At 64.6% G+C, this 22,282-nt stretch carries 26 protein-coding genes; 14 read left to right on the top strand and 12 right to left on the bottom strand.

Annotated elements, in window-relative coordinates:
* Positions 1-153 precede the first annotated feature (153 nt).
* From pstC to Q0139_RS13560, 8 genes are all read left to right on the top strand, one after another.
* A complete protein-coding gene (gene pstC / locus Q0139_RS13595) occupies positions 154-1,542 on the top strand; it encodes a phosphate ABC transporter permease subunit PstC (RefSeq protein WP_298023068.1) in 1,389 nt (462 codons plus the stop codon).
* On the top strand, positions 1,542-2,834 hold the full coding sequence (pstA, locus tag Q0139_RS13590; protein ID WP_298023065.1) for a phosphate ABC transporter permease PstA: 1,293 nt from the start codon (positions 1,542-1,544) through the stop codon (positions 2,832-2,834). Before pstC ends, pstA begins: the two co-directional genes overlap by 1 nt.
* Positions 2,835-2,904: 70 nt before the next feature.
* On the top strand, positions 2,905-3,651 hold the full coding sequence (gene pstB, locus Q0139_RS13585) for a phosphate ABC transporter ATP-binding protein PstB (protein WP_298023071.1): 747 nt from the start codon (positions 2,905-2,907) through the stop codon (positions 3,649-3,651).
* Positions 3,652-3,665: 14 nt separating this feature from the next.
* Positions 3,666-4,397 (top strand): phosphate signaling complex protein PhoU, encoded by a 732-nt coding sequence (gene phoU / locus Q0139_RS13580; RefSeq protein WP_298023062.1) that lies wholly within the window; start codon positions 3,666-3,668, stop codon positions 4,395-4,397.
* On the top strand, positions 4,394-5,086 hold the full coding sequence (gene phoB, locus Q0139_RS13575) for a phosphate regulon transcriptional regulator PhoB (RefSeq protein ID WP_298023059.1): 693 nt from the start codon (positions 4,394-4,396) through the stop codon (positions 5,084-5,086). The genes phoU and phoB overlap by 4 nt, the downstream gene beginning before the upstream one ends.
* A gap of 109 nt (positions 5,087-5,195) precedes the next feature.
* Positions 5,196-5,489 (top strand): hypothetical protein, encoded by a 294-nt coding sequence (locus tag Q0139_RS13570; protein WP_298023056.1) that lies wholly within the window; start codon positions 5,196-5,198, stop codon positions 5,487-5,489.
* Positions 5,490-5,723: 234 nt separating this feature from the next.
* On the top strand, positions 5,724-6,071 hold the full coding sequence (locus Q0139_RS13565; RefSeq protein WP_298023053.1) for a hypothetical protein: 348 nt from the start codon (positions 5,724-5,726) through the stop codon (positions 6,069-6,071).
* Positions 6,072-6,205: 134 nt separating this feature from the next.
* Positions 6,206-7,111 (top strand): SDR family NAD(P)-dependent oxidoreductase, encoded by a 906-nt coding sequence (locus Q0139_RS13560; protein WP_298023048.1) that lies wholly within the window; start codon positions 6,206-6,208, stop codon positions 7,109-7,111.
* A gap of 13 nt (positions 7,112-7,124) precedes the next feature.
* On the opposite strand, the gene Q0139_RS13555 is transcribed toward Q0139_RS13560, so the two are convergent.
* Positions 7,125-8,036: a toll/interleukin-1 receptor domain-containing protein gene (locus tag Q0139_RS13555; protein WP_298023045.1), complete on the bottom strand. Its 912-nt coding sequence runs from the start codon at positions 8,034-8,036 to the stop codon at positions 7,125-7,127.
* Positions 8,037-8,169: 133 nt separating this feature from the next.
* Here Q0139_RS13555 and Q0139_RS13550 point away from each other — a divergent pair, with 133 nt between their 5' ends.
* Complete coding sequence (locus tag Q0139_RS13550; RefSeq protein WP_298023042.1) at positions 8,170-9,225, top strand: hypothetical protein; 1,056 nt, start codon at positions 8,170-8,172, stop codon at positions 9,223-9,225.
* 120 nt (positions 9,226-9,345) lie between these two features.
* Entirely contained in the window at positions 9,346-10,302 is a 957-nt protein-coding gene (locus tag Q0139_RS13545) for a glycosyltransferase family 2 protein (protein WP_298023039.1), read from the top strand.
* Here Q0139_RS13545 and Q0139_RS13540 read toward each other — a convergent pair.
* Positions 10,229-10,573: a DUF2794 domain-containing protein gene (locus Q0139_RS13540; RefSeq protein ID WP_298023036.1), complete on the bottom strand. Its 345-nt coding sequence runs from the start codon at positions 10,571-10,573 to the stop codon at positions 10,229-10,231. The genes Q0139_RS13545 and Q0139_RS13540 overlap by 74 nt on opposite strands.
* A complete protein-coding gene (epsC, locus tag Q0139_RS13535) occupies positions 10,573-11,277 on the bottom strand; it encodes a serine O-acetyltransferase EpsC (RefSeq protein ID WP_298023030.1) in 705 nt (234 codons plus the stop codon). Before epsC ends, Q0139_RS13540 begins: the two co-directional genes overlap by 1 nt.
* A 199-nt stretch (positions 11,278-11,476) precedes the next feature.
* Between epsC and Q0139_RS13530 the strand changes: the two genes are divergently transcribed.
* The 3 genes from Q0139_RS13530 (at position 11,477) to Q0139_RS13520 (ending at position 14,087) form a co-directional block, all read left to right on the top strand.
* On the top strand, positions 11,477-12,247 hold the full coding sequence (locus Q0139_RS13530) for a sulfite exporter TauE/SafE family protein (RefSeq protein WP_298023027.1): 771 nt from the start codon (positions 11,477-11,479) through the stop codon (positions 12,245-12,247).
* Positions 12,248-12,314: 67 nt separating this feature from the next.
* Entirely contained in the window at positions 12,315-13,214 is a 900-nt protein-coding gene (locus Q0139_RS13525) for a hydrogen peroxide-inducible genes activator (protein WP_298023023.1), read from the top strand.
* An 87-nt stretch (positions 13,215-13,301) separates the two neighbouring features.
* Complete coding sequence (locus tag Q0139_RS13520; RefSeq protein ID WP_298023021.1) at positions 13,302-14,087, top strand: fasciclin domain-containing protein; 786 nt, start codon at positions 13,302-13,304, stop codon at positions 14,085-14,087.
* Positions 14,088-14,139: 52 nt separating this feature from the next.
* Here Q0139_RS13520 and Q0139_RS13515 read toward each other — a convergent pair whose 3' ends face one another.
* From Q0139_RS13515 to pgsA, 3 genes are read right to left on the bottom strand one after another with little or no spacing between them, the layout of a single operon-like run.
* Positions 14,140-14,583, bottom strand: coding sequence for a molybdenum cofactor biosynthesis protein MoaE (locus tag Q0139_RS13515; protein WP_298023018.1), 444 nt, complete (start codon positions 14,581-14,583; stop codon positions 14,140-14,142).
* On the bottom strand, positions 14,580-14,837 hold the full coding sequence (moaD, locus tag Q0139_RS13510; RefSeq protein ID WP_298023015.1) for a molybdopterin converting factor subunit 1: 258 nt from the start codon (positions 14,835-14,837) through the stop codon (positions 14,580-14,582). Before moaD ends, Q0139_RS13515 begins: the two co-directional genes overlap by 4 nt.
* Before the next feature lie 4 nt (positions 14,838-14,841).
* Complete coding sequence (gene pgsA, locus Q0139_RS13505; protein ID WP_298023012.1) at positions 14,842-15,405, bottom strand: CDP-diacylglycerol--glycerol-3-phosphate 3-phosphatidyltransferase; 564 nt, start codon at positions 15,403-15,405, stop codon at positions 14,842-14,844.
* A gap of 135 nt (positions 15,406-15,540) precedes the next feature.
* Here pgsA and Q0139_RS13500 point away from each other — a divergent pair, with 135 nt between their 5' ends.
* A complete protein-coding gene (locus Q0139_RS13500; protein ID WP_298023009.1) occupies positions 15,541-16,860 on the top strand; it encodes an MFS transporter in 1,320 nt (439 codons plus the stop codon).
* 1 nt (position 16,861) lies between these two features.
* On the opposite strand, the gene Q0139_RS13495 is transcribed toward Q0139_RS13500, so the two are convergent.
* The 6 genes from Q0139_RS13495 to Q0139_RS13470 all read right to left on the bottom strand — a co-directional run.
* Positions 16,862-17,041: a hypothetical protein gene (locus tag Q0139_RS13495; RefSeq protein ID WP_298023006.1), complete on the bottom strand. Its 180-nt coding sequence runs from the start codon at positions 17,039-17,041 to the stop codon at positions 16,862-16,864.
* A gap of 203 nt (positions 17,042-17,244) precedes the next feature.
* Positions 17,245-18,099: a CoA ester lyase gene (locus Q0139_RS13490; RefSeq protein ID WP_298023003.1), complete on the bottom strand. Its 855-nt coding sequence runs from the start codon at positions 18,097-18,099 to the stop codon at positions 17,245-17,247.
* Positions 18,086-18,868, bottom strand: a complete 783-nt coding sequence (locus Q0139_RS13485) for an outer membrane protein assembly factor BamD (RefSeq protein WP_298023000.1) — start codon at positions 18,866-18,868, stop codon at positions 18,086-18,088. The genes Q0139_RS13490 and Q0139_RS13485 overlap by 14 nt, the downstream gene beginning before the upstream one ends.
* Positions 18,869-19,131: 263 nt before the next feature.
* Positions 19,132-21,288: a prolyl oligopeptidase family serine peptidase gene (locus Q0139_RS13480; RefSeq protein ID WP_298022997.1), complete on the bottom strand. Its 2,157-nt coding sequence runs from the start codon at positions 21,286-21,288 to the stop codon at positions 19,132-19,134.
* 82 nt (positions 21,289-21,370) lie between these two features.
* The gene (rplQ, locus tag Q0139_RS13475; RefSeq protein WP_298022995.1) at positions 21,371-21,799 is read right to left on the bottom strand and encodes a 50S ribosomal protein L17; all 429 of its coding nucleotides are present in this window, start codon (positions 21,797-21,799) and stop codon (positions 21,371-21,373) included.
* Between the two features lie 95 nt (positions 21,800-21,894).
* Positions 21,895-22,282: DNA-directed RNA polymerase subunit alpha C-terminal domain-containing protein (locus tag Q0139_RS13470; protein WP_298022993.1), on the bottom strand; the 388-nt coding region annotated here is incomplete at its 5' end.

The following is a 22,282-nucleotide window of genomic DNA, read 5'->3' as shown; positions in this document are numbered from 1 at the left end:
TAATGAACATGTCACAGGGGCGGTGGCGGCCGCGGCTACGGCTGCGCGTGATTCGCAAACATCTTCCTAAGTCGGGGGCGCATCATCGTGATCGAGACCGAAACGCGCGACGTTTCCGCGGTTCGCCGCCGGGCCGTGCGGGCCTGACCGGCAATGTCGATGCTCGCCCTTTTCGTCCTGATTCTCGGCCTCGCCGCGATCGGCTGGTTCTCGGCGCGGGTCCGCGTCGCGTCCCTGTCGCGCGCCAGCGGCACGCGCGCCCATTCGCTGCCCGGCTATCATGGCTGGTATGTGGCGCTGTGGCTCGCGCTGCCGGCGCTGATCTTCCTCGCCATCTGGTCGAGCGTCGCGCCGGGCCTCGTCGAACAGGCCGTGCTCGGCAGCCCGGCCGCCGAAGTGCTCCCGCCCGCCGGGATCGAGCGGAACGCGATCATGGGCGAAGCACGCGCGCTGGCGGACGGATCGTTGCAGGCGGCATTCAACCCGGAGGCCGAACAGCTCGTCCCCGCCTATCGCGAAGCCAGCGGCTTTTACGGCGTCATCGGCATCGTTGCGGCGGTCCTGCTCGCCTTTGCCGGCGGAGCCTTCGCCTTTCTGCGCGTCCGGCCCGATTTCCGCGCCCGCAACCGCGTCGAGCGCGTCGTCATGTGGATGCTGCTGATCGCCTCGCTCATCGCCATTCTGACGACCATCGGCATCGTCGCCTCGCTGCTATTCGAGACGATCCGCTTCTTCGGCCGGGTGCCGATCACCGAATTCGTTTTCGGCACCCAGTGGAACCCGCAATCGGCGACTTTCACCGGCCCCGGCGCAGATGAGGGCAGTTTCGGCGCCATCCCGCTCTTCTGGGGCACGGTCCTGATCGGCGCGATCATCGCGATGATCGTCGCCATCCCCTTGGGCCTGCTCAGCGCGATCTACCTGACGCAATATGCCAAACCCGGCGTGCGCAAGGTGATGAAGCCGGTGCTCGAGATCCTCGCCGGCGTTCCGACCGTGGTCTATGGCTATTTCGCGGCGCTGACCGTCGCCCCGGCGGTGCGCGATTTCGCGGTCAACGTGATGGGGATCAGCAGCGCCTCGTCCGAATCGGCGATCGCGGCGGGCGTCGTCATGGGCATCATGATCATCCCGTTCGTCTCCTCGATGGCCGACGATTCGATTGCCGCCGTCCCCGGCGCGATGCGCGACGGCAGCCTTGCCATGGGCGCGACGCATTCGGAAACGATCAAGCGCGTCCTCGTCCCCGCCGCCCTGCCCGGCATTGTCGGCGGCGTGCTGCTCGCCGTCAGCCGCGCGATCGGCGAGACGATGATCGTGGTGATGGCGGCAGGGCTCGCCGCCAACATGACCGCCAACCCGTTCGAAAGCGTGACCACGGTGACGGTACAGATCGTCCAGCTGCTGACCGGCGACCAGGAATTCGACAGCTCGAAGACGCTCGCCGCCTTCGCGCTCGGCCTCGTGCTGTTCATCGTCACGCTGCTCTTGAACATCGTCGCGCTCGGCGTCGTCAAACGCTTCCGGGAGGCGTACGAATAATGGCCGCAACCAACGCCCCCGTTCAGCCGACCGACTGGAAAGCCGCCGCGATGCAGAAGCGCATCCGCGGCCGCTATCGCGCGGAAAAGCGCTTTAAATTCTACGGTCTCGCCGCCGTGGTGCTCTCCGCCGGTTTCCTCGCCTTCCTGCTCTTCACCATGGTGTCGAACGGTCTGCGCGGATTCACGCAGAGCGAGATCGCGGTGCCGATCGATTTTGCCGCCTCCGACCTGTTTCTCGAACCGGCGCAGCTCGAAGGCGAAGGTGCCGATGCCGCATTGGCAGCCGCCGATATCGAGGGTGTCGTGCGCGACGCGGCGATCGCGGAATATGGCGAGGACGGCGCGGCGCTGATCTCCAACGGCGCCTGGCTGCGCGTTCGCGATGCCCTGGCCGCCAATCCCGAACTGCTGACGAGCGGCGAGACATTCTGGCTGCAGGCGTCGACCGAGCTCGATCTCGGCTCGCGCGGCGATGTCGGCGACCGGCGATCGGCGAGTGAAACCGGGGCCGAGATGATCACGGTCTGGGACCGGCTGGCCGAGCAGGACAAGGTCCGAAGGGGCTTTAGCTGGACCTTCCTGACCGCATCCGATTCGAGCGACCCGTCGCTTGCGGGTATCTGGGGCGCGCTCAAGGGGTCGCTGCTGACGATGTTCGTGACGCTCCTCCTCGCCTTCCCGATCGGCGTGCTCGCGGCCGTCTATCTCGAGGAATATGCGCCGAAGAACCGCTGGACCGACCTGATCGAGGTGTCGATCAACAACCTCGCTGCCGTCCCCTCGATCATCTTCGGTCTGCTCGGCCTCGCCGTCTTCATCAACGTCTTCCAGTTCCCCCGATCCGCCGCGATCGTCGGCGGCCTGACGCTGGCGCTGATGACGATGCCGGTGATCGTCATCGCCGGGCGCAACGCGATCAAATCCGTACCGCCTTCGATCCGCGACGCCGCGCTCGGCGTCGGCGCCTCTCCGGTGCAGGTGCTGACCCACCACGTGCTGCCACTGTCGCTCCCCGGCATCCTGACCGGCACGATCATCGGCATGAGCCGCGCGCTGGGCGAGACGGCACCGCTGCTGCTGATCGGCATGCGCGCCTTCGTCGCCTCGCCGCCCGAAGGGCTGACCGACCCGGCGACCGCGCTGCCGGTGCAGATCTTCCTCTGGTCCGACGAACTCGATCCCGGCTTTATCGAGAAAACGAGCGCCGCGATCATCGTCCTGCTGCTCTTCCTGCTTGCCATGAACGGCCTCGCGATCTGGCTGCGCAACAAATATGAACAACGGTGGTAACCCGATGACCGAAGAAACCAGCCACGCCCACGAAGTCCGCGAAGAGGCGGTGCCCGAAACCGCGCTGAAGATGACGGCGCGCGACGTCGATGTCTATTACGGCCCGAAACAGGCGATCGACAGCGTGTCGATCGATATCGGCATGGACAATGTGACGGCGTTCATCGGCCCGTCGGGCTGCGGCAAATCGACCTTCCTGCGCACGCTGAACCGGATGAACGACACCATCCCGATCGCCAAGGTGACCGGGCGGATCGAATTGGACGGCGAGGACATCTACGATTCCTCGATGGACGTGGTGCAGCTGCGCGCCCGCGTCGGCATGGTGTTCCAGAAACCCAATCCCTTTCCCAAGTCGATATTCGAAAACGTCGCCTACGGCCCGCGCATCCATGGCCTTGCGACGGGCAAGGCCGAGCTCGAGGCGATCGTCGAAAAGTCGCTGAAGCGCGCCGGGCTGTGGGACGAGGTCAAGGACCGGCTGCACGACAGCGGCACCGCGCTTTCGGGCGGGCAGCAGCAGCGGCTGTGCATCGCCCGCGCGATTGCCGTCGATCCGGAAGTCATCCTGATGGACGAGCCCTGTTCGGCACTCGATCCGATCGCCACGGCCAAGATCGAGGAGCTGATCCACGAGCTGCGCGGCCGCTATGCCATCGTCATCGTCACCCACAATATGCAGCAGGCGGCCCGCGTGTCGCAGCGCACTGCCTTTTTCCACCTCGGCACCCTCGTCGAATATGGCGAAACGTCCGAGATCTTCACCAATCCCAAGCAGGAGCGGACGAAGGACTACATCACCGGCCGGTACGGCTGAACGGAGAACGACCCATGCCCCAGGGTAGCGAACATACGGTCAAGGCATTCGACGACGATATCGGCGAGGTCCGCGCGCTCGTCTGCGAAATGGGCGGGCTGGCCGAAAAGGCGATCGGCGATGCGATGCACGCGCTTATCCGCCACGATCAGGAAACCGCCACCCGCGTCATCGAGGGCGATGCCAGGATCGACGAGCTGGAAATCGAGATCGAACGCCAGGCGGTCCGGCTGATCGCGCTGCGCGCGCCGATGGCCGACGATCTGCGCGAAGCCGTGGCGGCGATGAAGATCGCCAACGTCATCGAGCGGATCGGCGATTATGCCAAGAACATCGCCAAGCGCGTGCCGGTGTTCGACCGCCATGGCGATATCGAACCGCTGTCGATCCTGCCCTCGATGGCGACGATCGTTTCGGAGATGATCCACGACGTGCTCGACGCCTTCGCCGCGCGCGACGCGGCCAAGGCCGCCGCCGTGATCGACCGGGACCGCGCCGTCGACGATTTCTACAACAGCGTCTTCCGCGCGCTGCTGACCTTCATGATGGAAAACTCGCACAATATCTCGCAATCGACGCACCTGTTGTTCATCGCCAAGAACCTCGAACGCGTCGGCGATCATGCCACCAATGTCGCCGAGATGGTGTATTTTGCCGCTACCGGGGAGCATCTCCACGACCGCGAGACGGGCAACCTTCCGCTCACCACCGATCCCGAAGACGATGTCGAGGAGCCCGCCACATGAGCCAGGCCAATCTCCTGCTCGTCGAGGACGATACCGCGCTAAGCGAGCTCCTGACCTATCATTTCGAGCGCGAGGAATTCGAGGTGCGCCACACGGTGGACGGCGAAGAGGCGCTGCTCCTCGCCCGCGAAACGCCGCCCGATATCGTCATCCTCGACTGGATGATCGAAGGTCTGAGCGGGATCGAGGTCTGCCGCCGCCTGCGCCGCATGACCGAAACCGCCAATGTCCCGATCATCATGCTCACCGCGCGCGGCGAGGAGGAGGACCGCGTTCGCGGCCTGGAAACCGGCGCCGACGACTATGTCACCAAGCCGTTCAGCCCGCGCGAGCTGGTCGCGCGCGTGGGTGCGGTGCTGCGCCGCGTGCGCCCGGCGCTGGCCGGCGAAACGCTGAAGCATGGCGATCTCGAAATGGACACCGTCGCCTACAAGGTGCGGCGCGAGGGCAAGGTGATCCCGCTCGGCCCCACCGAATTCAGGCTGCTGCGCCACTTCCTCGAACATCCGAGCCGCGTCTTCAGCCGCGAGCGGTTGCTCGACGCCGTCTGGGGCCAGGACACCGATATCGAGCCGCGCACCGTCGATGTTCATATCCGCCGCCTGCGCAAGGCGCTAAACAAGGACGGCCGCTCGGACATCATCCGCACCGTGCGCTCGGCGGGTTATTCGCTCGACACCGACGGCTGACCAAAAGGGCCCTCGGGCGATCCTCGAAAATTGCTGCAACAATCGGCCCGGCAGTGCGTTGGGAATGCATAACGGGTGGAACTGCCCCATTTGCAGCCGAGGAGTTTGAATGATGAAAAAATTGATCGCCCTGGGCGCCGCCATTGGTCTCGCGACCGCGGCCAACGCCTATCAGCAGACGAGCACCAATTCCGATGACGGCCTGATCGCCGTTGCATCGACGCCGAAGACCGAAACCTATGACGGCGCCAATTCGGCCGGCCTTCCGGGCCAGCCGGCACCCGAAGCCGGCTATCAGGCGCCGAACAATCCGGCGGCCGATGGCGGCGAATACCAGTTCTGTTCGGATACTATCCGCGACAATTGCCGCCAGCGCCGCGATCCGAGCTATTCGCCGAACTAGGGTTCACCAGAGAGCTAGACAGCCAGCAACGCGGAATTCAGGCCTCGTCACGAAAGTGGCGGGGCCTTTTGCTTTCCCGGCAGTCGCAGCTGCCTGCAATTGACCGCTTTCAGGCAACGATTCGCCGAGTCCCGCGCAGCCGAACGGCGCAGACGGCCGTTGTATTTTCGAGCGACCGCACCAGCGGCACGGGCGAACGAACAGTGATTCAAGGGACTTGGAAGGAAACAGGAAATGAAACGATCAGTGATTGCCACCGCCGCCGCCATCGCCATCTCGACGGCTGCCTATGCCGGAACGAAGGCGGCCGACACGGAAACGAGCGCCATGCCGCTTGCGGACGTCATTGCCCAGAAACTCGCCCAGACGACGAGCGATTACGCCATGAAAATGGCCAAGGGCCCCGACGCCTATACCGGCATGGGCGGCCCGCTCGAGGAGCAAGACGGCATGACCACCGCCATCGCGCCTGGCACACGCAGCATCGTGATGTCGCAACCCGCCGCGACGTTCCAGCCGATCGAGCGCGCCAGCTATCCGATCTGCTCGGCGACAATCACCGACAACTGCCAGCAGCGCTAAGCCGTTTAGGCTTTTGTCAGAGGCCCCGCCCGGACCATCGTCCCGGCGGGGCCTTTTGCATGCTTGAACAGCCACGGCGCGCGGGTTAACGCTCCCGTCAATTCCAACCCATTCGCTCAGCCGGAGAGATTCCCATGACCATTTCGTTCGAAGACCGCGTTGCCATCGTCACGGGGGCCGGCGGCGGTCTCGGCCGCGCCTATGCGCTCGATCTCGCCAAACGCGGCGCCAAGGTCGTCGTCAACGATCTCGGCGGTTCGCGCGACGGCACCGGCACGTCCGACATGGCCGCGCAGGTCGTCGCCGAGATCGAGGAAGCCGGCGGCACCGCCATGGCCAATGGCGGCAGCGTGACCGAACCCGAGCAAATGGAAGAGATGGTCGCCAAGGCGAAGGAAGCCTGGGGCGGTGTCCATATCCTCATCAACAATGCCGGCGTGCTGCGCGACAAGAGCTTCGCCAAGATGAGCGTCGAGGATTTCAAGTTCGTCGTCGACGTGCATCTCAACGGCTCGGCGATCTGCACCAAGGCGGTGTGGGACACGATGCGCGATCAGAATTACGGCCGAATCCTGATGACCGCTTCCTCGACCGGGCTGTACGGCAATTTCGGCCAGGCCAATTACGGCGCCGCCAAGCTCGGCCTTGCCGGCCTCACCAAGACGCTCGCCATCGAGGGTGCCAAATACGATGTGAAGGTCAACACCATCGCGCCGATCGCGGGTACGCGGATGACCGAGGACATCATGCCCGAAGCGATGTTCGAGGCGCTGTCGCCCGACAATGTGGTCCCGGCCGCCGTCTATCTCGTGTCGCAGGACGCGCCGACCAACACGATCATCGGTGCAGGCGGCGGCTTCTTCCACGCCGCCTATGTGACGATGACGCAGGGCGTCGCGCTGCCGCAGGGCGAGCGCAATGCGGAAGGCGTCGCCGCGCATTGGGACGAGATCACCGACCGCGCCGGCGAAAAGACGCCGCAGGCCGGCGCCGAACAGGGCGCGCAGGCGTTTGCGAAGCTGCAAGCGCTGGGGAGCTAGGCCGCGCCCCGCGCTATTTGGCGCGGAACCCGGCCAGTGCGATCAGCGCCAGCAATGCGGCGATGATGACCATCGCCGCGCCATAGGTGACGATCAGGCTCCATGACGGCGCCGCATTGTTCATGACGATGTAGAAGACGAACGTCGCCACGGTGCCCACACATGCCGTTGCGGCGGCCGTCCAGCCGTAGATCCGCTTCTCGCGCTCCATGTCGCGCACGGCGAGCAATGTCGCGATCCCGGCGATGATGATGGCCATGAAGGGGAGCGACCCGATGAGCGGATCGTAGCCCCAGTCGCGCAGCCGTCCTTCGCCGCCGCTCTGCGCCCATCGGGCGACGGCGCGGCAGAAGAAGGGGGTTGCGATGGCGACGGCGGCGAAGGGCACGAAGATCGCCACGCGCCGCAACAGATCGAGCCGCCGCTGCACGACCGATCCCGGCACGTCGATCGCGATCACCTTGGCGAGCCGCGCGACATCATGTTCCCAGCGTTCGTCGGTGATCGTCATCGCATTGCGCTTCACCATTTCGCGGAGCGCCTCGGGCAGGTCTGCTTCCTGCGGCATCGCTGCGCCGTCGATCAGCACGGGCACCACGGCAACGCCGCTGCGCAGGGCGGCCGCGATCTCCAGCGTCACATAGTCGCCGGGGTCGTCGAGGCGGCGGTTCCCCTTGTCGTCGGCCGTCCGAATCCAGTTCGGCCCTATCACGACGATCAGCGCGCCCGAATCGGCGAGCCGGTCCTCGATCACCCGCTCGAAATCATGGCCGTAATCGATGCCGGTGACGTCGCGGAACACGCGGTCTTCGCCGAAATACTGGCCGAGGCTGTCGGCGAGGCGGCCGGCATAGCCGGCGCTGTCCTGCCGCCGGTAGTTGACGAAAATCCGCTCCCGCTCCGGCGATTTGCGCGCAAAGACCAATGCCCCTCCCCTTCGCCGCCCTCTCTAGCCGCGAACCGCGGAAATGGCGAGATCGCCGCGGGCGCATCACCGTATTGCATCACTAACACAGTTATGCTAGACGGGCCGGATAGAAGGTTTCAGGAGAACGATCATGTACAGCGACAGCGATCTCGAGGCGGCGGTGACCGCCGGCGCGCTGAAGGAGGCGGATGTCCGCAGCTTCCGCAGCTTTATCGCCGAAAGCCAGTCGACGAGCCTTGTCGACGAGGAGCATTTCCGCCTCATCAGCGGCTTCAACGATATTTTCGTGGCGATCGCCAGCGTGCTGCTGCTCGTCGCCATTGCCTGGCTGGGCGGCGATATCGCGATGTGGCTCGGCGCGACCGGCGTTGCCGCGGCAAGCTGGGGATTGGCCGAATATTTCACGCGGGTGCGCCGCATGGCCTTCCCGTCGATCCTGCTGCTGCTCTCCTTTGTCGGCGGGCTGTTCATGGCGGTCGCCTTCGGCCTGATCCGCCCCGAAACCGCCGATTACGGGCCGGGCGACGAGCGGCTCGTCGCCGGCTACATTTCGATCGCCGGTGTCGTCGCGGTCGCCGGTGCATGGTTTCACTGGCGCCGTTTCCACGTCCCGATCACCATCGCCGCCGGCGCCGCCGCATTCGTCGCGGCGCTCGTTGGCGGGATCGCGGTGCTGACCAATGGCGACATTTTCGACATGCAGGGCGTGCTGCACGGCATGCTCCTCGCTTCAGGTATCGCGGTTTTCGCCTTCGCCATGTGGTGGGACATGAGCGACGCGAAGCGCGAAACGCGCCGCGCCGATGTCGCTTTCTGGCTGCACCTGCTCGCCGCACCGCTGATCGTCCATCCGATCTTCGCCGAGATCGGCGTGATCGACGGCGCGCTCTCCGTCGGCGGCGCGATCCTCGTGATTGCGCTCTACATCGCCATGGCCGGAATCGCACTGGCGATCGACCGCCGGGCGCTGATGGTGTCGAGCCTGATCTATGTGCTGTGGGCGCTGAACGGCCTGTTCGATCGCTTCGGCGCGGTGGAGACCAATATTGCGCTCGCCGCGCTCATCATCGGTTCGGCGCTGCTGCTGCTGTCGGCCTTCTGGCACAATGCCCGGGCGCTCGTCGTCCGGCCGCTGCCCGCAGGCGTGAAGACGCGGCTGCCGGTCGTCGATACGGCGGCCGCCTGATCCCAATTCCCGGCGCCCCGCAAAAAGCGCGGCGCCGGGATCAATTTCCACGCTCGTTCCAACGCTCGCTCCTACGCCGCGTCTTTAGCCCTCCGGAAGCCAACCCGGAGGGCTTTTGCGATGAAACTGGTCATGACACTGCTCGTCAGGAACGAAGCGGATATCGTTCGGGAAAATATCGATTTCCATCTGACGCGCGGCGTCGATCATGTCGTGGCGATCGACAATGGTTCGACGGACGGCACGCGCGACATTCTGTCGGACTATGCGCGGCAGGGGCTGGCGACCGTCATCGACGAGCCCCAGCAGGACCATGCCCAGGCCGAATGGGTGACCGCCGCCGCGCTGATGGCGCGGGACGAGCTTGGGGCCGACTGGATTCTCAACAACGACGCAGACGAGTTCTGGCTGCCGCCTTCGGGCAACCTGAAATGGGATCTGGTGACGGCGCGCTCGCGCAAGTTGATCTGCGACCGCCGCCATATGTTTTTCGCCCATGACGAGAAAGATGACGCCGGCTGGTTGCATCGCGCCCGATATCGGATTCGTAGGCCGATCCCGTTTCGCCGGCCGACGGACATTTACGACGGCAAGCTCGACGCGCCCTATCTCTATCTGCAACTGCCTCCCAAGGCTCTGGTCAGCGCCCGGAGGCTCCGCTCGATCAGCCAAGGCAACCACAATGCGCTGTTCGAGGAGCAGGTCGAGGGAAGTCCGTCGCGGATCACGATCTACCACTTTCCCATCCGCTCCGCCGCCCAGTTCCGGCTAAAGGTGACGCAGGGCGGCGAGGCCTATCTGCGCAACACCAAGCTCCCGCCCGGCATCGGCTGGCACTGGCGGCGATGGTATCGCATGCTCCGGACGGAGGGACTGCACGCGGCGCTGGCCGACGCCCTGCCGTCCGCAGCCCGGCTACAGCAGGATTTGCGCAAAGGAGACGTGCTGCGCGACATGACGATGCTGGGTCATCTCGGCGGCCGGCAACCGGCCGAATGCGCCGTCAATCCTTCACGACCTTCAGAAGCCGCCGCTCGACCGGCGCGAGCACCAGCCCCAGTTCCTGCCCCCGCTTGAGCATCTGCCCGGCCTCGCCGATCAGCGCCCACATCCCCTGCCGGTTACGCAGGCTCGGGCGTTTCTCGATCCGGTATTCGGGCCGTTCGGCGGTGCGGCGAAAGGCGGAGAAGGATGCAAGGTCGCGCTCGAAATTCATCGCATAGTCGCGCCAATGCCCGGCGGCGACCATCCGGCCATAGAGATCGAGGATCCGGGACAGTTCCTCCCGGGTAAATCCGGTCTGGCCCGGCTGGCCCCTCGATACGGGAAACGGCGTTACGACCCCCATCAGGCGCAGTCGCTCTCCGGTTCCTCGGTATCGTGCTGCGCCCGGGCATCGCGTTCGGCGATGAGCGCGTCGATCTGCTTGTGCATCTGTTCGAGCTCGCAGCGCATCAGCTCCAGCTTCTGCGTCGCCGGGTCGAAGACTTCGCTGCACGGCGTGCCATAGGGCATGAAGCCTTCGGGCTTCTTCTTCGCATCCATCAGCTGCGCGCGCGCCGGTATGCCGACCATGACGGCGCCGGGCGGTACATCCTTGGTGACCACGGCATTGGCGCCGATCCGGGCACCCTTGCCGACGGTGATCGGACCCAGGATCTGCGCGCCCGATCCGATCACGACATCGTCCTCGATCGTCGGATGCCGCTTGCCGGCAACGCCATTGGCGGGATTGGTGCCGCCGAGCGTGACATTCTGGTAGATCGTCACATTGTCGCCGATCACCGCCGTCTCGCCGATGACGCTGAAACCGTGATCGATGAACAGGTGTCTGCCGATTTGCGCGCCGGGATGGATGTCGATCGCGGTCACGAAACGCGACCAGTGGTTGACCCAGCGGGCGAGGAAATAGAGCCGCATCCGAAACAGCCGGTGGGCCAGCCGGTGATAGGCGAAAGCCCAGACACCGGGGTAGAGCAACACCTCCATACGCGATCGCGGCGCGGGATCGCGCGCCTTGATCGAATCGAGATAGGCCAACAGTCCAGCCATCGAGGCTCTCCGCATCCGTTGCCGGTTGAAACGCATGTAGCGAATTTGCATGCCACTGCCAATTATCGGACCGCTTTCGCCCCTGAAAGCAGTCCTTTCGGCGCTGCGAACCGAATCTTTGTTGCCGAAAATCGGAAACGACCCCAATGGCGATTCGTGGCTCCGCGAATTCGATCGCGGCCCGTAGGACCGAAAATCCATGCCGGATTTGCTGACGTCTGACTTTTCCGCCCTGCTGCCCTTCATCGCCATCGGATTCGGTGCGCAGATCGTCGACGGCGCACTCGGCATGGCGTTCGGAGTCATCACCAATACCTTCCTCGTCGGCGTGCTCGGCCTGACGCCTGCCAGGGCCTCGGCCAAGGTCCATGTCGTAGAGGCGTTCACCACCGCCGTGTCCGCGCTCAGCCATCTGCTGCACGGCAATGTCGACCGGAACCTGTTCCTGCGGTTGCTTATCCCCGGGATGATCGGCGGCGCGACGGGCGCTTATGTGCTGACCCATGTCGATGCGGCTCTCGTGAAGCCCTTCGTGCTCGCCTATCTCGTCGGCATCGGCATCTACCTGCTCGTGCGCGGGCTGCTCTATCCGCCCAAGCACCAGAAGCCCAAGGTGGTCGAGCCGCTCGGTCTGATCGGCGGCTTTCTCGATGCGGCGGGCGGCGGCGGCTGGGGCCCGGTCGTGACCAGCAACCTGCTCGTCCAGGGCGTCGAGCCGCGCAAGGTGATCGGTACGGTCAACACCGTCGAATTCTTCCTGACGCTGACGATCTCGGCCACCTTCATCTATCATCTCGGCCTTGCCGATTTCGCCGGCCCGGTGTTGGGATTGCTGATCGGCGGCGTCGCGGCCGCGCCCTTCGGCGCGTTCATGGCCAAGCGCATCCCGACCAAGGCGATGCTGATCATGGTCGGTGTCGTGCTGACGATTACCAGCAGCTACGGAATATACGCCGCGATCACGGTTTGACCGAAAAGCGCCTTGCCATTCAACTTTCCGATCCATACCCTCGAATTTATTCAAAGGGTCGATCAATATGGCAACCTATCTTCCGACGCTGAAGCAGCTGCAATATCTGATCGCGCTGCGCGATCACGGGCATTTCGGCAAGGCGGCGGAATCCTGCTTCGTCACCCAGTCGACGCTCTCCGCCGGGCTACGCGAGCTGGAATCGCTGCTCGATTTGACGCTGGTCGAGAGAACGCGCCGCGTCGTCCGCTTCACGCCGCTGGGTCTCGCGATCGCAGACAAGGCGCAGCGTATCCTGCGCGAGGCCGAAGAGCTGGCGGAAATGGCCCGCGCGGCGGGAAAGCCGCTTTCGGGGGAAATGCGGATGGGCGTGATCCCGACGATTGCCCCGTTCCTGCTGCCCCAGATCCTGCCCAAGCTGCGCGCCGAATGGCCCGAGCTGAAGCTGTTCCTGCGCGAAGAGATCAGCCCCGATGCCTGCGAGTCGCTGCAGCGCGGCCATATCGACTGCGTCCTGCTCGCCCTGCCCTATGCCTGCGGCGAGATCGACAAGGCCGAGCTGTTCGAAGACAGGCTCTATGTCGCCTTCCCAGCCGGCGAGCCGGACAATCCGCCCAAACAGATCACGCCGGAGACGCTGGACGAGGGCCGGTTGCTTCTGCTCGAAGACGGGCATTGCCTGAAAGACCATGCGCTTGCCGCCTGCAACCGGCCCGAACTGCGCGCCGAAGCGCGGATGATGGGCACCTCGCTGCACACGCTGGTGCAGATGGTCGATAACGGCCTCGGCACGACCATGCTGCCCGAAATGGCCATCAAGGCGGGTATATTGGAGCACACCGATATCAACGCCCGGCCACTCGAAGCCGACCACCCTTTCCGGACGATCGCGCTGGTCTGGCGCAAGAACAGTCCCCGCGAAAAGGACTTCACCCTGTTGGCGGAAGCGCTGAAAAAGGCCATCTAATGTCCGCCACACCGCAACCATGCCGCTCATGGCACGTTCATTGGGCACGCGGATAATCACCACCAGCCAACTTACGAGGAGAAAATTGTGCGTTTTACCAATATGTTGAAGACTGTTTTGTTCGCCGGATCAGCCGCCGGTATCGCCATGGCCGGGTCGCCGGCCCTCGCCGATCACCACGAAGAAACCACGGAAGCCAGTGCGGAAACCGAAGCGGCAGCCGAGACGATTACCGTCGGCGGCGCCGAGATGCTTCCCAGCCGCAACATCGTCGAAAATGCAGCGAACTCGCCCATTCACACGACGCTCGTGTCGGCCGTTCAGGCGGCGCAGCTTGTCGAGACGCTGTCGGGACCGGGCCCCTTCACGGTGCTGGCGCCGACCGATGAAACCTTCGCGCTGTTGCCCGCCGAAACGCTGACGCAGCTGATGTCCGAAGCCGGCCGTCCGCAGCTTCGGCAGATCCTGACCTATCATGTCATCCCCGGCGCGCTCGACGCCGAGACGCTGATGGGCCGGATCGAGCAGGCCGGCGGCGAGCTGGTCGTCGAAACGGTCGAAGGCTCTCCGCTGACGCTGACGGTCGTCAACGACGCCGTGGCGGTGACCGACGAACAGGGTGCGATCGGCTATGTGACGCAGGCCGATGTGCCGCAGTCGAACGGCTATATCCACGTCATCAACAATGTGCTGATCCCGAACCCGCCGTCGCCGGAGGAACTCGCGGTGATCGCGCAGCAGATGGCGGCCGAACGGGCTGCGGAAGCGGAAGCCGATGCGGCGATGGAAGACGCCGCCACCGATGATGCGGCGGCCGACGACACGGCATCCGACGAACCCATGGCGGAAGGCGAAGCGGCCGACGACATGTAGGCCCGCCGCCTTCCACACAATGAAAAGGGCGCTGCGGGAGCGGCGCCCTTTTTTACATCCAGCGCCGGCGCGCCGCCTCGTCCGCCTGGCGCGCCTCGACCCAGCGCGCACCGCCCGCCGTCAGATGCTCGCGCTTCCAGAACGGCGCGTCGGTCTTCAACCGGTCGATCAAGAAATGCATCGCCTCGATCGCATCGGCGCGATGGGCCGAAGCGGTGCCGACGAAGACGATCGGCTCGCCTTTCTGCAGCTTCCCGACGCGGTGGACGATGGTCAGCCCCGACACGGCCCAACGCTCCGATGCCTCCTCGGCCAGCGCCGTGAGCGCCTTTTCGGTCATCCCCGGATAATGTTCGAGTTCGAGCGCCTCGACATCGTCATCGCCGCGAACGATGCCGGTGAAGCTGGCGACGGCGCCGGCATCGCCCGCCTCGAGCAGCGCCAGTTCGCGTGCCACGTCGAACTGCTCCTGCTGCAACCGGATTTCGATGGTCATCCCCCCGTCACCGGCGGGAAAAGAGCCACTTCCTTCACGCCTTCGATCGATGCGTCGAACGGCGCGAAGACCTGGTCAACGGCGCCGCGCAACCGGTCCGGATCGCCGAGCGCCTCACGGTATCCGTCGCCGCGTTGCGCCAGCCAGTCGACCAGCGCGCCGAGCGTCGTCACGTCATCCGGCGGATCGACGGTCTCGCCGTCCCGCCCGATCGCTTCGCGTACCCATGCGAAATAGACCATCTCGATCGCCATCGGCTCAATCCATGTGCTTGAGGCCGACGCGCAGATAGTCCCAGCCCGTGATCACCGTAAGACCGGCCGCGATCCAGAGCGAAACCAGCCCGAGATCCTTGACCCAGTAGAAATCGACCGCCTGTGACTTCGCAATCGATCCCGCAAGGATCAACGCACCGAGCGCGATCATCTGCACCGTCGTCTTCCACTTGGCGAGCTGCGACACGGGAACCGAGACGCGGAGCCCGGCAAGAAATTCGCGCAGTCCCGATACCGTGATCTCGCGCAACAGGATGATCAGCGCGGCGATCACGTGCCAGCCGTCAATGTCGCGGGTGAAGACGAGCATCAGGATGACCGAGGCGACCATGATCTTGTCGGCGATCGGGTCGAGGAAAATGCCCAGCTTGGACACCGCGCCCTGTGCCCTGGCGAGGTAGCCGTCGAGATAATCCGTAAGCCCGACAACGACATAGAGGATGAAGGCCACGAGATAGCCGAGCCAGCCTGCGTCCCATAGCAGGGCGACGAGAAAGGGTACGGCGACAATGCGCGACAGGGTCAGCAGATTGGGCAGGCTCAACATGATCGGCTTGTATCTAGACGCTTTTGCCGCGCGGGACAAAGGCCCGCCGCAACGAAAAAGCCGCCCTTGGCGCGGCGCGGCGGCTGGTCTATGACCTCGCGCCAGATACAGGGGCAATGGCGCATAAGGGACGGCATGCAGATTTCTCTCGCACTGCTCGGAAAGCGCCGCTTCGGCCCGCTCTTTTCAACGCAGATGCTCGGCGCGTTCAACGACAATCTGTTCAAGTTCGCGATGGTCGTGCTCGTGATCTACGAGATCTACAACGACCCGGCGGCCGAGTTCCAGTTCAGCGCCGTAACGACCGGCCTGTTCATCCTGCCCTTCTTCCTGTTCTCCGCCATGGCGGGGCAGCTTGCCGACAATCACGACAAGGCGAAGATCATCCGCATCGTGAAGACCGCGGAAATCCTGATCGCCATCGTCGGCGCGGCGGGGCTGGTCCTGCAATCGATTCCGCTGATGCTGACGGCATTGTTCGCGCTCGGCGCGCAATCGACCTTTTTCGGCCCGATCAAATATGCGCTGCTGCCGCAGCATCTGCCGAAGGAAGAGGTGCTGGGCGGCACGGGCCTTGTCGAGGCGGGCACCTATATCGCGATCCTGTGCGGCACGATCCTGGGCGGCGTGATCGTCGACTGGTGGGGCGCGCCGACGGCGGCGGTCTTCGTCCTCGTCGTGGCGCTGATCGGCCGGGTCAGCGCGCAGTTCGTGCCGCCCGCGCCGCCGCACAAGGCGCCCGAACCGATCGACTGGAACGTCGTCCGGTCGAGCTACCGGCTGATCTATGGGACGCTCCACATCCGCCGCCTGTTCCTCGCGATCATCGCCATCAGCTTCTTCTGGACGATCGGCGCCGTGCTGATCATCCAGTTTCCGCCGCTGGTGAAGAACGTCCTCACCGCCGACCCCACCGTCGCCAGCCTCTTCATGGGCATTTTCTCGATCGGCATCGCCATCGGCTCGATCCTGATCAATCGCCTGCTCAAGGGCGAGGTTTCGGCGCGTTTCGCACCGGTCTCGGTCATCGTGATGGGCTGCTTCGTGCTGCTGCTCTGGGTCATGTGCCGGCAGTGGCAGGGTCTGGAGGGCGGCGCGCTCTACGATTTCGGGACCTTCATGCGCGCGCCGGGCGCGTGGTTCGTCGTCGGCGCGCTGCTCGGCGTCGCGGTGTTCGGCGGGATGTTCGTCGTGCCGCTTTACGCTTTCATCACGACGACCGTCGATATCAGCCAGACTGCGCGCACCGTGGCGGCGAACAATGTCGTCAATTCGGGCGCGATGGTTCTGGGGTCGCTCGCGGCCTTCGGCCTGTCTTCGCTCGGCGTATCGACCACCGAGCAACTGTTCCTCGTCGCGGCAATGTGCCTGGTATCGGCGTGGACGGCGTGGCTGTTGCACAAGGCCTGCGACATTCCACTGCCGCACGAGGCATCCGCCGAAGCGGCCGAATAGCTCAGCCCAGAAACGTCATGAAGAAAACGAAGCCGCCGGCCCAGGTGACGGCGAACAGCTTTGCATTTTCGGCGAACTCGCTCTTGCGCGGAAAGGGCGGCGCGACCGCGACCGGCTCCTCGCTGCGCTTGATCAACGCGGCGGTGAGCGGCGGATAGAGCGAATCGGTCGGAGCGGCCATGACCGCTTTTTAACGATTTGTTTACCTTTTGCGCGAGAGGCGAAGACGGTTAGCCGGTGGGGTTAACCGTTTTGTGCCGAAGCGGGACGGCTAAAGTCGTCATTGCGAGCGCAGCGAAGCAATCCAGAGCCACATAGGAAATCATCCGTGGCTCTGGATTGCCGCGTCGCCTTCGGCTCCTCGCAATGACAAAAGAATGGCCGTTAAACCCGGCGATCCGCGATGGCCTCAATCATGGCCACGGTCCGCCGCGCCTCTTCGAGATGGAGCAGTTCGGTCATCCTGCCGTCGACCTTGAGGACGCCCTTGCCGGCATTTTCCGGCGCATCGAAGGCCGCGATCACTTTTCGCGCGCGCTCGACCGCCTCGGCCGAGGGCGCAAAGGCTGTATTGGCGGCTTCGAGCTGCGCCGGATGGATCAGGCTCTTGCCGTCAAAGCCCAGCCGCCGCCCCTGCGCGCATTCGGCGAACAGTCCGTCCTCGTCGGCAACATCGTTGAACACGCCATCGATGGCAGCGCAGCCATGCGCGCGTGCTGCCGTCACGCAAGCGGAGAGCGCAAACAGGAACGCCTCGCGCCCCTCGCCCGTCTCGGCGCGCATCTCCAGCGCCAGATCGTTGGTTCCCATGACGAAGGCGGCAAGCCCGTCGACCGCCCCGATTTCGCCGATGGCGAGGATGGCGGCGCTCGTCTCGACCATCGCCCAGAGCGGCACGCCTCCGGCATCGATCGCCGCAAGGTCGGCCGCGCCCTTGACCTTGGGCAGCAGGATCGCATCGGGCTTGGCCGCGGCCACCGCGGCGAGATCGTCCGCACCCCATTCGGTATCGGCGGCATTGACGCGCACGACGATCTCGCGCCGGCCGAAACCGCCGCCGCGCACGGCCTCGACAACATGGTCGCGCGCAGCGGCTTTCGCGTCGGGCGCGACCGCGTCTTCGAGATCGAAGATCAGGACATCGGCGTCGAGCCCGCGCGCCTTTTCGATGGCGCGGGCATTGCTGCCGGGCATGTAGAGACAGGACCGGCGCGGGCGAAACGCGTCAGGCGCCGCCATGCTCCTGCATCAGCTCGTAGGCCTGCTCATACCATTGCGTTTCGGGGTAGTTGTTGCCGAGCACGGCAGCCGAGCGGCGCGCCTCGTCGACCAGTCCGAGCGCCAGATAGCATTCGGTCAGCCGCATCAGCGCCTCGGGCGCATGGGTGGTCGTTTCGAACTGTTCCACGACGCTTCGGAAGCGGATCGTCGCCGCCAGCCACTGCCGGCGGCGCTGGTAGAAGCGGCCGACTTCCATGTCCTTGCCGGCGAGATGGTCGTTGACGAGATCGAGCTTCAATCGCGCATCGGCCGCATATTCGCTTTGCGGATAGCGGCGGATCAGTTCCTCGAGCGCCGATTTCGCCTGAATCGTCACGGACTGGTCGCGCGTGACGTCCGAAATCTGCTCATAATAGCTGATCGCGATCAGATAATAGGCATAGGGCGCGTCGCGGTTGCCCGGATGGATCGAGAGGAAGCGCTGCGCCGTCTGCACCGATTCGGTGTAGTTGCGCGCCAGATAGTGGCTGAACGCGCCCATGATCTGCGCCCGGCGGGCCCAGGGCGAATAGGGATGCTGGCGCTCGACCTCTGCGAACAGCGCCGCGGCGGTTTCGAACCGGTTCCGGTCAAGCTGGTCCTTGGCGAGGTTGTAGAGCGTGTTGACGTCGCGCGCGATGAACTGCGTATCGGCACGGGTCTGCGCGCTCGGCCCAGCACAGGATGCGAGCGGAGCGAACAGGGCGGCGGCCACAACAAGCGCGGCGGAACGATAGGGGATAGCCATGGCGTGTCTCCTAGCCCAAGCTTTTGCGCGCGCCAAGCGCGGTGTTGGGCAAAGCGGGCATGGTGGGCGCGAGGTGAAGCGCGGGTGAACGGCGGGGAACCAGAAGCTGGCGCATGGTCTTCACCAGAACCGCCCAATTCCGTCATTGCGAGCGAAGCGGGCCGAAGGCGACCGAAGGTCAACCAATCCAGAGCCGCAAAGGACATCTTTTGCGGCTCTGGATTGCTTCGTCGCCTTCGGCTCCTCGCAATGACGAGCGTGATTTATTCGCCTTCCGGCACCTCCAGCCCGGTAAAGTGCGCCGCAAAAGCCCACAAGTCGGCATATTCTGCGATCAGCTGGCTCGTCGGCCGGCCCGAACCGTGGCCGGCGCGCGTCTCGATGCGGATGAGGTGCGGCTGGTCGCCGATATCGGCATGCTGGATCGCGGCGATATATTTGAAGCTGTGACCGGGAACGACGCGGTCGTCGGTGTCGGCGGTCGTGACGAGAATCGCCGGATAATCGAGCCCGTCATGAATGTTGTGATAGGGCGAATAGGCGTAGAGGGTGCGGAAATCCTCTTCCCGGTCGGGATAGCCATAGTCGTCGACCCAATAGCGCCCGGCGGTGAAACGGTTGAAGCGGAGCATGTCCATCACCCCGACGGCGGGAAGCGCGACAGCGAACAGGTCCGGCCGCTGGTTGGTGACCGCCCCGACGAGGAGCCCGCCATTCGACCCGCCCCGGATCGCGAGCTGATCGGGCGAAGTAATTCCCTCGTCGATCAGGAACTGCGCGGCGGAAATGAAGTCGTCGAACACATTCTGTTTGTTCAGAAGCCGGCCCGCATCATGCCATTCGGCGCCATATTCGCCGCCGCCACGCAGGTTCGCGACGGCATAGACGCCGCCCATTTCCAGCCATTGCAGCACCGCGGGGCTGAAGCTCGGCGTCAGCGAGATATTGAACCCGCCATAACCGTAGAGCAGCGCCGGATGCGTCGCATCGGCGGCAAGATCGGCGCGGTGGACGATGAACATCGGGATCCGCGTGCCATCCAGCGACGTGTAGAAGCGCTGCTCCACCGTGTAATCCGCCGGATCGAACGCGACCTGGGGCTCGAAGAACGGCGTCACCGTGCCGTCGGCCGTATCGTAGCGATAGATCGCGGTCGGCGTGTCGTAGCTGGTGAAGGCGAAGAAGGTTTCGGGATTGTCCGCCTCTCCGTCGAAGCCCCCGACGCTGCCGATACCGAGCAGGTCGACCGTCGCAAGCCGCGCGCCCTCCATATCGAAGACGCGCACTTCGTTCTTCGCATCGGCAAGATAGGTGGCGACGATCCGGCCGCCGATCACGTGCGCGGTTTCCAGAGTCGCCTCGTCCTCGGCGACGACTTCGGCGATGGCCCGGCTGGCGGTCGACACGTCCATGCGGACGATCCGTTCGCGCGGCGCGTCCATGTTGGTGACGAAATAGAGGATATCGCCGTTCGAGCCGACGAGATCCCAATTTTGCTCCATGCCGCGAATGATCGTCCGCCGCGCCATTTGCGGCGAGGTCAGGTCGATCAGCGTGACCTCGTAGCGGTCGTCGGTGCCTTCGGAGGAATAGATGACGAGATATTTGCCGTCGTCGGTGACTTCCGCACCATGGTTGAGCTGCGGCCGGTCCGGCGTCGCGTAGACGAGCCGATCGGCCGATTGCGGCGTCCCGACGGTGTGGAAGTAGATGCTGTGATCGGCATTGAGCCCGGTGAACTCGGCGCCCTCGGGCTCGGGGAACCGCGCATAGAAGAAACCGGCACCGTTATGCGCCCAGGCGATGTTCGTGAACTTGGCCCAACGCACTTCATCGTCGAGCGTCTCGCCGCTTTCGACGTCGAGCACGCGCAGGATGCGCCAGTCGGTGCCGCCATCCTGCACCCCATAGGCGACGCGGCTTCCGTCGGGCGAAGGTTCCCATTCGGCCAGCGCCGTCGCATCGTCATCCGACCAGCTGTTCGGATCGAGCAGCTGACGCGGCGCGCCATCCAGCCCGTCGCGCACCATCAGCACGGACTGGTTCTGAAGCCCGTCATTCTGCGTGTAGAAATAGCGATTGCCTGCGCGGTCCGGGATGCCGAGCCGTTCATAGTTCCACAGCTCGGTCAGCCGCGCCTCGATCGCTGCGCGCCCGGGAAGCGTTGCGAGATAGGCGTCGGTCACCGCATTTTCCGCCGTCACCCAGTCGCGCACCTCCTGATCCTCGCGGACGTCGTTTTCGAGCCAGCGATAGGGATCGGCCACCGGCGTGCCGAATTGCTCCTCGACAACGTTCTCGCGGCGGGTTTCGGGATAAGCGAGCGGATCGGCCATGGCGGCACCTTCATGATGGTCGGCCGCGGCGGGAACGGCGGCGAGAATCAGCGGAACAATCAGGACGAGCGACGCGATACGCATGCAATCACCTCATAAAGCAAGGGGGACCGCAGCCCTATCAGCTGCGATCCCCCCGACAAATCCCGTTTTGGGACGATGCGGCTTAGGCGGCCGCTTCCTCGAATTCCTCGTCGAACGCTTCGACGGGGCCCGAATCCTGGCCCTTGGCGTCCTCGTCGCGGTCGACCAGTTCGATGACGGCCATTGGCGCGGCATCGTCGCCGCGATAGCCGGCCTTGATGATCCGGCAATAACCGCCCGGACGGTCGGCATAGCGCGGGCCGAGCTCGTCGAAGAGCTTTTTGAGCTGCGTTTCGTCCATCAGCCGGCTCATCGCGACGCGGCGGTTGGAAAGCCCGCCCTTCTTCGCCAGCGTGATCAGCTTCTCGACATAGGGGCGAAGCTCCTTCGCCTTGGGAAGCGTCGTCATGACCTGCTCGTGCTTGATCAGCGCGGCGGCCATGTTCTTCAGCATCGCCTGGCGGTGCGAAGATGTGCGGTTGAGTTTCCGGTGTGCCTTTTTGTGGCGCATGGTTCATTTCCTTGTTCGTCCCGGGGCCGTCTTACGGAAACCCCGGGGCCGGGCGGTGAAACCGGGCACCGCCCCTACCCGTGTTCAGGCAATGGCTAGCCGAGCAGTTCCTGCTCCAGCTTCTTGGCCATTTCCTCGATATTTTCCGGCGGCCAGCCGGGGATGTCCATGCCGAGGCGCAGGCCCATGGTGGCGAGGACTTCCTTGATCTCGTTGAGCGACTTGCGGCCGAAATTCGGCGTCCGCAGCATCTCGGCTTCGGTCTTCTGAACCAGATCGCCGATGTAGATGATGTTGTCGTTCTTGAGGCAGTTGGCCGAACGGACCGACAGTTCCAGCTCGTCGACCTTTTTGAGGAGGTAGCGGTTGAGCTGGTTGGTGTCGCCTTCGGGCGCGGCGCCGCCGAGCATGCCCGGCTGGGCCGGCTCGCCGATCGTCTGCGTCGGGGCGGGCAGTTCGTCGTCGCAATGGACGAAGCGCTGC

This window comes from uncultured Parasphingopyxis sp. (genome assembly GCF_937129435.1).
Classification (GTDB): domain Bacteria; phylum Pseudomonadota; class Alphaproteobacteria; order Sphingomonadales; family Sphingomonadaceae; genus Parasphingopyxis.
The sequence above is the reverse complement of the archived record's forward strand: the minus strand, read 5'-3'. Positions and strand labels throughout refer to the sequence as shown.

Excerpts from the sequence above, each read along its gene's own strand:
- pstC (WP_298023068.1), top strand. The coding sequence starts at position 154 with ATGTCGATGCTCGCCCTTTTCGTCCTGATTCTCGGCCTCGCCGCGATC.
- pstA (WP_298023065.1), top strand. The coding sequence starts at position 1,542 with ATGGCCGCAACCAACGCCCCCGTTCAGCCGACCGACTGGAAAGCCGCC.
- pstB (WP_298023071.1), top strand. The coding sequence starts at position 2,905 with ATGACGGCGCGCGACGTCGATGTCTATTACGGCCCGAAACAGGCGATC.
- phoU (WP_298023062.1), top strand. The coding sequence starts at position 3,666 with ATGCCCCAGGGTAGCGAACATACGGTCAAGGCATTCGACGACGATATC.
- phoB (WP_298023059.1), top strand. The coding sequence starts at position 4,394 with ATGAGCCAGGCCAATCTCCTGCTCGTCGAGGACGATACCGCGCTAAGC.
- Q0139_RS13570 (WP_298023056.1), top strand. The coding sequence starts at position 5,196 with ATGATGAAAAAATTGATCGCCCTGGGCGCCGCCATTGGTCTCGCGACC.
- Q0139_RS13565 (WP_298023053.1), top strand. The coding sequence starts at position 5,724 with ATGAAACGATCAGTGATTGCCACCGCCGCCGCCATCGCCATCTCGACG.
- Q0139_RS13560 (WP_298023048.1), top strand. The coding sequence starts at position 6,206 with ATGACCATTTCGTTCGAAGACCGCGTTGCCATCGTCACGGGGGCCGGC.
- Q0139_RS13550 (WP_298023042.1), top strand. The coding sequence starts at position 8,170 with ATGTACAGCGACAGCGATCTCGAGGCGGCGGTGACCGCCGGCGCGCTG.
- Q0139_RS13545 (WP_298023039.1), top strand. The coding sequence starts at position 9,346 with ATGAAACTGGTCATGACACTGCTCGTCAGGAACGAAGCGGATATCGTT.
- Q0139_RS13540 (WP_298023036.1), bottom strand. The coding sequence starts at position 10,573 with ATGGGGGTCGTAACGCCGTTTCCCGTATCGAGGGGCCAGCCGGGCCAG.
- epsC (WP_298023030.1), bottom strand. The coding sequence starts at position 11,277 with ATGGCTGGACTGTTGGCCTATCTCGATTCGATCAAGGCGCGCGATCCC.
- Q0139_RS13530 (WP_298023027.1), top strand. The coding sequence starts at position 11,477 with ATGCCGGATTTGCTGACGTCTGACTTTTCCGCCCTGCTGCCCTTCATC.
- Q0139_RS13525 (WP_298023023.1), top strand. The coding sequence starts at position 12,315 with ATGGCAACCTATCTTCCGACGCTGAAGCAGCTGCAATATCTGATCGCG.
- Q0139_RS13515 (WP_298023018.1), bottom strand. The coding sequence starts at position 14,583 with ATGACCATCGAAATCCGGTTGCAGCAGGAGCAGTTCGACGTGGCACGC.
- moaD (WP_298023015.1), bottom strand. The coding sequence starts at position 14,837 with ATGGCGATCGAGATGGTCTATTTCGCATGGGTACGCGAAGCGATCGGG.
- pgsA (WP_298023012.1), bottom strand. The coding sequence starts at position 15,405 with ATGTTGAGCCTGCCCAATCTGCTGACCCTGTCGCGCATTGTCGCCGTA.
- Q0139_RS13500 (WP_298023009.1), top strand. The coding sequence starts at position 15,541 with ATGCAGATTTCTCTCGCACTGCTCGGAAAGCGCCGCTTCGGCCCGCTC.
- Q0139_RS13495 (WP_298023006.1), bottom strand. The coding sequence starts at position 17,041 with ATGGCCGCTCCGACCGATTCGCTCTATCCGCCGCTCACCGCCGCGTTG.
- Q0139_RS13490 (WP_298023003.1), bottom strand. The coding sequence starts at position 18,099 with ATGGCGGCGCCTGACGCGTTTCGCCCGCGCCGGTCCTGTCTCTACATG.
- Q0139_RS13485 (WP_298023000.1), bottom strand. The coding sequence starts at position 18,868 with ATGGCTATCCCCTATCGTTCCGCCGCGCTTGTTGTGGCCGCCGCCCTG.
- Q0139_RS13480 (WP_298022997.1), bottom strand. The coding sequence starts at position 21,288 with ATGCGTATCGCGTCGCTCGTCCTGATTGTTCCGCTGATTCTCGCCGCC.
- rplQ (WP_298022995.1), bottom strand. The coding sequence starts at position 21,799 with ATGCGCCACAAAAAGGCACACCGGAAACTCAACCGCACATCTTCGCAC.